The organism is Aquabacterium sp. UBA2148 (assembly GCF_002328915.1).
Classification (GTDB): domain Bacteria; phylum Pseudomonadota; class Gammaproteobacteria; order Burkholderiales; family Burkholderiaceae_C; genus Aquabacterium; species Aquabacterium parvum.
Genome location: NZ_DCXA01000045.1, coordinates 1 through 7,637, shown reverse-complemented (window position 1 = coordinate 7,637; position 7,637 = coordinate 1). Strand labels below are relative to the sequence as shown.

Here is a 7,637-nt window from a genome sequence, read left to right as displayed (position 1 = left end):
GCCTCGACCGCACGAGATGCCGCTGGCGACGTGGCCGATTGAGCCCGCACAGGCGTTGACGCCATCGAGCAAATCAGGGCCAGAAAAGCGGACGCCAACACGGCGGCGCGGGGCAATGAAGAACCAAACCTGTGCATGGCCGTATCAGATGCCAAAAAAGGCACATGGGAAAAGTGGAACTGCACTCAAGGAACCGCCAGTTTCGCCGATTGATGCTTCATCCCACGTCCCAAAAGGCCATTGCGCCGAAGGAAAACCCGATGAGCGATTCCAGACCAGACGGCACGTCGATCCAGGTGCTGGGCAGGATGTTCTCACTGCTCGACACCCTGGCCCACGGCAACGAGGCCATGTCGTTGAAGTCCATCAGCGAACAGACCGGCCTGCACCCCTCCACCGCCCACCGCATCCTCAATGACCTCGCCTCGGGCGGCCTGGTCGAGCGCTCGGGCCCTGGCGCCTACCGGCTGGGCATCCGCCTGCTGGCCTTGGGCAACCTGGTCAAAGCCAGGCTGGACGTGCGTGACCTCGCGGTTCGCCCGATGCAGGAACTCCATCGCGTCACCGGCCAATCGGTGTCGCTGTTCGTGCGCCACGATGACGAAGCGCTGTGCGTGGAGCGCACGGTCTCAGAGCGAAGTGGGGTGCAGGTGACGCGGGTCATGGGCTTGCGCTTGCCGATCACCGGGTGCGCCGCCGGCAAGGTCCTGCTGGTCAACGAATCGGGCCTGGTGCTCAACGCGCTGAGCCAGTCTGCCAACTTGCGCACCGAAAACCTGCAGGCCGAACTCAGCCAGATCAGACAGGCCGGCATGGCCGTCGATGTGGAGCCGGGAGAGCCGGGCTCTCAAACGGTGGTCGCGCCCATCCACGATGACCTGGGTGGTGTCGCCGCCAGCCTGGCGCTGAACATCGGTCATTCTCGCGGGCTGCCCGCAGAGTGGCAGGAAGCGCTCAAGGGCTGCGCCCAGCGCATCTCGCTGGCCCTGGGCTGGCAGGACCCATCGGCGGCATGACCCAGCGGGTGTCCGGCACCCAAAAGGAAAACGGGCCCTTCGGGGCCCGTTTCACGAATGGAGCTGCCGGGTTGGGCCCGACGCCTGCACCCGTCAGGATGTGACCTTGGCCGAAGCATGGGTGCTCAAAGCACCCTTTTGTGCGGCGTTCTCGATCCAGCGGCGCACGCGCTCGGCATCGGCCTGGCGAGAGTACTTGCCCGCAGAGTCCAGGAACACCATGATGAACTTGCGACCAGCCATGCTCGCTTGCATGACCAGGCAGCGCCCGGCCTCGACGATGTAGCCCGTCTTCTGAAGACCGATGTCCCAGGATGGGCTGCGCACCAGGCTGTTGGTGTTGCGGAACTGGAGCTGGCGGTTGCCCAGGCGAACCGCGTGTTCAGGCGACACCGACAGTTCACGGATCAAAGGCTGCTGGTAAGCGGCCTTGACCAGCATGGCCAGGTCTCGCGCGGTGGCCTGGTTGCCACTGTTCAGACCCGTCGGGTCAACGTAGCGGGTGTCGTGCATGCCCAGCAGGCGGGCCTTGGCGTTCATGGCGCTGACGAAGGCAGGCATCCCGCCCGGGTAGGTCCTGCCCAGGGCATGGGCGGCGCGGTTCTCTGACGACATCAGCGCCAGGTGCAGGAGCTCGCCTCGGCTGAGGCTGGAGCCCACTGCCAAGCGCGAGCTGCTGTTCTTTTCGGTGTCAACGTCGTCGTTGGTGATGGTGATTGAGTCGTCCAGGGGCAGGTGCGCCTCAACGACAACCACCGCCGTCATGAGCTTGGTCAGGGACGCGATCGGCAGCACGGCCTCGGGGTTCTTCGAGAGCATGACCTCGTTGGTGTCCTGGTCCATGACGAGGGCGACGCTGGACTTGAGCTCGAGCGGGTCTTGCGTCTGGTGCAAGCCGTACAGTTGCCCGAAGGACGCGCCCTTGGCGCCAGATGCGGCGACCAGGCTGGCCGTGGGACGGGACAAAGCGTTGGGCGAACTCACCGCGATGCGCGAGAACGCGGGGACCTCTGAGCTGCGGGCGACGCTGGCGGCTTGGGCGCGTGCCGACGAAGCGGAACGCTTGCCCGCTGTTCGCGTGGCTGCAACCCGCGACTCGCTCCGGGAGGCGACCACCTTGCGTTGGCGAGCCTGGGCAGCGGCCGTGCGCTTGCCGGCCTGTTTGCGAGAGGCCAGCTTGGACTCTTTGGCTGCTTTGGCCTGCTTGACGACCTTGACCTTTTTGGTGGCCTGGGACTTGGCCTCACGCGGGGTCGACTTGGCCTCGGCCAGTTGGGGCTGAGAAAAGCCTGCCACGAAGGCCATCAGTGCCATCAACAACCAGCGGGTTGCCTTCAATTTCCTGTCCACCACGTTACAGCCCTTTCGTCCACACCGGGAGTGTAATGAAAATGACGCGTAAATCAAGGACTTACGCGTCACTCATCAAGCGGCCTGGAGCATCAGTCCATCGGCTCCGGGGTTTTCACCCCTGAGCGGCCACCCGATCGGCCTTGCTGTGCAGCTTGTTGAGGGCTGCCAGGTAGGCTTTGGCGGACGCCACGACGATGTCCGGGTCGGCTCCGACCCCGTTGACGACGCGACCGCCATGCTGCAGACGGACTGTCACCTCACCTTGCGATTCTGTGCTGCCGGACGTGATGGCATTGACGGAGTACAGGAGGATTTCCGCGCCACTTTTCACGACAGCCTCGATGGCCTTGACGCTCGCGTCAACCGGGCCGTTGCCTTCGGACTCGCTGCGGTGCTCTTCGCCACCGGCGGCGAACACCACCTTGGCATGCGGGCGCTCGCCCATTTCCGACTGCTGCGACAGCGCCACCAGGCGGTAGTGCTCCTGCTCGCTGGTCACGCTTTCGTCGCCGACCAGGGCAATGATGTCTTCGTCGAAGATTTCGCTCTTGCGGTCGGCCAGTTCCTTGAACTTGGCGAAGGCCGCGTTGATCTCGGCTTCCGAGTCGAGCTCGATGCCGAGTTCCTGCAGGCGCTGCTTGAAGGCGTTGCGGCCCGAGAGCTTGCCCAGCACGATCTTGTTGGCCGACAGGCCGACGTCCTCGGCGCGCATGATTTCGTAGGTGTCGCGGGCCTTGAGCACGCCGTCCTGGTGGATGCCGGAGGCGTGCGCGAAGGCGTTGGCGCCCACCACGGCCTTGTTGGGCTGCACCACGAAACCAGTGGTCTGAGAGACCAATCGCGAGGCCGGCATGATCTGGCGGGTGTCGACGCCGACTTCCAGCCCAAAGTAATCGCGGCGGGTCTTGATCGCCATGACGATTTCTTCCATGGCGCAGTTGCCGGCGCGCTCACCCAGGCCGTTGATGGTGCACTCGACCTGGCGAGCACCGCCGATCTTCACACCGGCCAGCGAGTTGGCCACAGCCATGCCCAGGTCGTTGTGGCAGTGCACAGACCAGATGGCCTTGTCGGAGTTGGGCACCTTCTCGCGCAGCTCGCGCATGAAGTTGCCGTACAGCTCGGGGATGGCGTAGCCCACCGTGTCGGGGATGTTGATGGTGGTCGCGCCCTCGGCGATCACGGCCTCGCAGACGCGGGCCAGGAAGTCGATCTCCGAGCGGTAGCCGTCTTCGGCGGAGAACTCGACGTCGGAGGTCAGGTTGCGGGCAAAACGCACCGAGTTGCGGGCCTGCTCGAGCACCTGCTCGGGCGACATCCGCAGCTTCTTTTCCATGTGCAGCGGGCTGGTCGCGATGAAGGTGTGGATGCGCCAAGCGTTGGCGCCCTTCAGGGCCTCGGCCGCGCGGGCGATGTCGCGGTCGTTGGCGCGGGCCAGCGAGCACACGGTGGAGTCTTTGATGACGTCGGCGATGGCCTTGATGGCCTCGAAGTCGCCGTTGGACGAAGCCGCGAAACCGGCTTCCATCACGTCCACCTTCATGCGCTCGAGCTGGCGGGCGATGCGCAGCTTTTCGTCGCGGGTCATGGAGGCGCCGGGCGACTGCTCGCCATCGCGCAAGGTGGTGTCAAAAATGATCAGCTTGTCGGTCATGGGGGTCTCCTCGCCCTGTGGTGGGGCAAGCGGGGGCGGCGGTTCGCGCCCCGTGTCAATCAGCTTGGGTGAGCTTAGCGCTTCAGCGGTGCAAACCAGCTTCCTCGGGCTCGTCGGTGGAGGTGGAGATCACGCTCACGCGCTTGCCCTGGCTGAGCTTCCACGCGTACACGCCGTAGCCCGAAAGGCCATACACCACGAAGACGCCGAACAGCACGATCGGCGGGTGGATGGTGATGACGGCGATGCCCAGCGCGATCGCGACGATCACGATGAAGGGCACGGTCTTGCGGAAGTTGACGTCCTTGAAGCTGTAGAACGGGATGTTGGTGACCATGGTCAGCCCCGCGTACAGCGTGAAGGCAAAGGCCAGCCAGGTCAGCCAGATGGCGTCCTGCGGCACGTAGCCGGCGTCGGTCACGACCCAGATCAGGCCCACGACCAAGGCGGCAGCAGCCGGACTGGGCAGCCCCTGGAAGAAGCGCTTGTCGACCACCGCGATGTTGGTGTTGAAGCGCGCCAGTCGCAACGCGGCGCAGGAGCAGTACACGAAGGCGGCGATCCAGCCCCACTTGCCCATGCCCTTGAGCGCCCATTCATAGACGATCAAAGCCGGCGCGGCGCCAAAGGACACCATGTCCGAGAGGCTGTCCATCTGCTCGCCGAAGGCGCTCTGCGTGTTGGTCATGCGCGCGACGCGGCCATCCAGGCTGTCGAGCACCATGGCGCAGAAGATGCCGACGGCGGCCTGGTCGAAGCGGTCGTTCATGGCCATGACGATGGCGTAGAACCCACCGAACAGCGCGGCCAGGGTGAACAGGTTGGGCAGGATGTAGATGCCCTTGCGGCGCGGGCGAGGCGGCTCGGACGGGGTCTCGGCGCAGGCGTCAACGGCCTCGTCGGCACCCGATTGAGGATCAGGAAGGTTCATGCGGTCACCAGGGTCGCCAGGACGGTGGTGGTGGCAGACACGCGCTCGCCGGGGGCGACCTTGGGCACGGCGTGCGGCGGCAGGTAGATGTCAACGCGCGAGCCAAAGCGGATGAGGCCGTAGCGCTGACCGCGCGTGAGCGTGTCACCGGGCTTGACGTGGCAAAGGATGCGGCGAGCGATCAGGCCGGCCACCTGAACCAGGGTCACCAATTGCCCATTGGACTCGATGACCACGGCATTGCGTTCATTGCGCGGCGACGCGGTGTCCAGGTCGGTGTTGATGGCGGCGCCCGGGAAGTATTTGACGTCACGGATCACGCCATCGACGCTGGCGCGGTTGGCGTGGGTGTCGAACACGTTCATGAACACGCTGATGCGCAGGGCCTCGCGGTCGGCGTAGGGGTCACGCGCCTTTTCGATGCGCACCACGCGCCCGTCAGCGGGGCACAGCACAGCACCCGCCTGGCTGGGCACAGGGCGCGGCGCGTCTCGCCGGCTGAGCATCAGCCAGAAGGCTGACAAGGCGAGCGCCAGCAGGCCCCACGCATCGCTGACCAGGAAGGCCAGGAGCACGGCTGCCAGCAGCAGGCCCAAGGTGAGTGGGCGATGGGTCCGGGTGAACAACTGCAGGATGGACATCATGGTGCGGGCGAGGATACCACCCCGCCCGCCTGGGGCGCTGCGGGGAGACTGGCCTGGCGCAGCACCCGCTGCGGAAAAGGAATTTCAACACCCAGCCGCTCCAGTTCGGCCAAAAGCGCCAGGTTGACGGCCGAGCGCACGCCCAGCTGGCCGATTTCCGGGTCCATGATCCAGAACGACACGGTCAACTCCAGGCCGTCGGCCGCAAACTGGGTCAACAAAACCGACGGCTGCGGATCCTGGACCACACGGGGCACCTGGGCGACAGCGGCCTGCAAGCGAGGCATCACCGACTGCAGGTCGGTGCCATAAGCCACCTGAACCACCGTCGTGACCGACACGCGTCGGTCAGCCAGCGAGGCGTTCTCGACCCTCTGAGTGATGAGCACCTCGTTGGGCACGATGGACTCGCGCCCGTTCGTGGCTCGGATCACCGTGAAGCGGGTGTTGATGTCGGTGATGACGCCCTCGAAGTTGTCCACCCGCACCAGGTCACCGATGCGCAGGCTGCGCTCGGCCAGGATGACGAAGCCGCTGACGTAGTTGGCCGCCAGCTTCTGCAGCCCCATGCCCACGCCCACGCCCAGCGCCCCGCCGAACACAGACAGCGCCGTCAGGTCGATGCCCACCGCCGACAGCGCCAGCATCAGCCCGGCCACCAGCAGCAACGCACGCAGGATGTTGGCGGCCATCTTGCGCAGCGAGAGGTTGTCCGTTGCCCCCTTGAGCAACCTGGCCTCCAGCGCAGAAGAAAGCGACAGCGACAGGATCATCACCAGCACGGCGCTCAGGGTGCCCTCGATCAGGTTGCGCAGGCTGACCCGGCTGGAGCCGATCTTCCAGGTGATCTCATCGAGCTCCATCAGGATGATGGGCAGCAAGCCGGTGATCCAGAGCACCGTGGCCAGCCAGGCCCCCCAGGACACCGTGCGCTCGACCACCCGCAGGGCGCTGGACGCCGGGAAAGCAGCGCCCAGTACCTTGACCGTCAGTCGGATGACAGCCAGGGACGAGAGCACCGGGATGGCAACGCGAAACACCGCCAGCGGGATCGCTTCCTGCAGCACACGCCGGGCGATGAGCGCCAGCAGCAGCGCCAGCACCGGAAACAAGATGCCGTCGATGACGTGGTGGCCGAACCAGATGGAGCTCGGATCAGGCTGTTTGCCCCGCAGGAATCGGATGAGCAACCAGGCCACACCCAGGCAGCCGATGACCACGCCCAGCTCGATCAGGGCTGTGGGCTGCTGCAGCATGGACAACAGTTGCTCCAGCTCGGCGGCGGTCAGGGGGCGGGTGTGGGCGCCGGCGAAAGCAGCCGACGAGGGGGCCGACGCTGCGGCAAAGGAGACAAGGGAGGTCACGGGCAGAACAAGGGTCAGTATTCGATCAACGTGCGCACATGTGCCGCGACGCTTCGCGCCAGGGCGCTGAGGTTGTAGCCGCCCTCCAGGCAGGAGACGATGCGGCCCTTGGCGTGCACACGGGCGATGTCCATGACGCGCTGGGTGATCCAGGCGTAGTCGGCCTCGACCAGGCCCAGGCCGCCCATGTCGTCTTCGCGGTGGGCGTCGAAGCCGGCGGAGATGAAGATCATCTCGGGCTTGAAGTCTTCCAGTCGGTAGAGCCAGTAGCTCTCGATGACGTCTCGGACCACCTTGCCGTCGCTGCGCGCGGGCACCGGCACGTTGACCATGTTGCCGGCGCGGCTCTCGGCGCCGCTGAACGGGTAGAACGGGTGCTGGAACAGCCCGACCATCAGCACCCGGTCGTCGTTGGCCAGGATGTCTTCGGTGCCGTTGCCATGGTGAACGTCAAAGTCGACCACGGCCACGCGCTGCAGGCCGCGCACATCCAAGGCATGGCGGGCCGCCACGGCCACGTTGTTGAAGAAGCAAAAGCCCATGGTGTGGTCGTGCGTCGCGTGGTGCCCGGGTGGGCGCACGGCGCAAAACGCATTGGCCAGCTTGCCGTCGATGACCGCATCCGTCGCGGCCACCGCCGCCCCCGCGGCACGCCAGGCCGCCGATCGGGTTCCC

General features: G+C 65.7%; 7 protein-coding genes. 1 reads left to right on the top strand and 6 read right to left on the bottom strand.

What is annotated here, in order from left to right; genetic code table 11:
• Positions 1 to 260 precede the first annotated feature (260 nt).
• A complete protein-coding gene (locus B2W70_RS02385; RefSeq protein WP_286742465.1) occupies positions 261 to 1,016 on the top strand; it encodes an IclR family transcriptional regulator in 756 nt (251 codons plus the stop codon).
• Positions 1,017 to 1,109: 93 nt separating this feature from the next.
• Here B2W70_RS02385 and pbpG read toward each other — a convergent pair whose 3' ends face one another.
• From pbpG to B2W70_RS02355, 6 genes are all read right to left on the bottom strand, one after another.
• Positions 1,110 to 2,354, bottom strand: a complete 1,245-nt coding sequence (pbpG, locus tag B2W70_RS02380) for a D-alanyl-D-alanine endopeptidase (RefSeq protein ID WP_286742462.1) — start codon at positions 2,352 to 2,354, stop codon at positions 1,110 to 1,112.
• 127 nt (positions 2,355 to 2,481) lie between these two features.
• Positions 2,482 to 4,023: a 2-isopropylmalate synthase gene (locus B2W70_RS02375; protein ID WP_286742460.1), complete on the bottom strand. Its 1,542-nt coding sequence runs from the start codon at positions 4,021 to 4,023 to the stop codon at positions 2,482 to 2,484.
• A gap of 82 nt (positions 4,024 to 4,105) precedes the next feature.
• Complete coding sequence (gene pssA, locus B2W70_RS02370; RefSeq protein WP_058089074.1) at positions 4,106 to 4,954, bottom strand: CDP-diacylglycerol--serine O-phosphatidyltransferase; 849 nt, start codon at positions 4,952 to 4,954, stop codon at positions 4,106 to 4,108.
• Entirely contained in the window at positions 4,951 to 5,598 is a 648-nt protein-coding gene (locus tag B2W70_RS02365; RefSeq protein ID WP_286742456.1) for a phosphatidylserine decarboxylase, read from the bottom strand. Before B2W70_RS02365 ends, pssA begins: the two co-directional genes overlap by 4 nt.
• The gene (locus B2W70_RS02360) at positions 5,595 to 6,854 is read right to left on the bottom strand and encodes a mechanosensitive ion channel family protein (protein ID WP_286742473.1); all 1,260 of its coding nucleotides are present in this window, start codon (positions 6,852 to 6,854) and stop codon (positions 5,595 to 5,597) included. Before B2W70_RS02360 ends, B2W70_RS02365 begins: the two co-directional genes overlap by 4 nt.
• A gap of 122 nt (positions 6,855 to 6,976) precedes the next feature.
• On the bottom strand, positions 6,977 to 7,637 hold a 661-nt coding region (locus tag B2W70_RS02355), incomplete at its 5' end, for a histone deacetylase family protein (protein ID WP_286742455.1).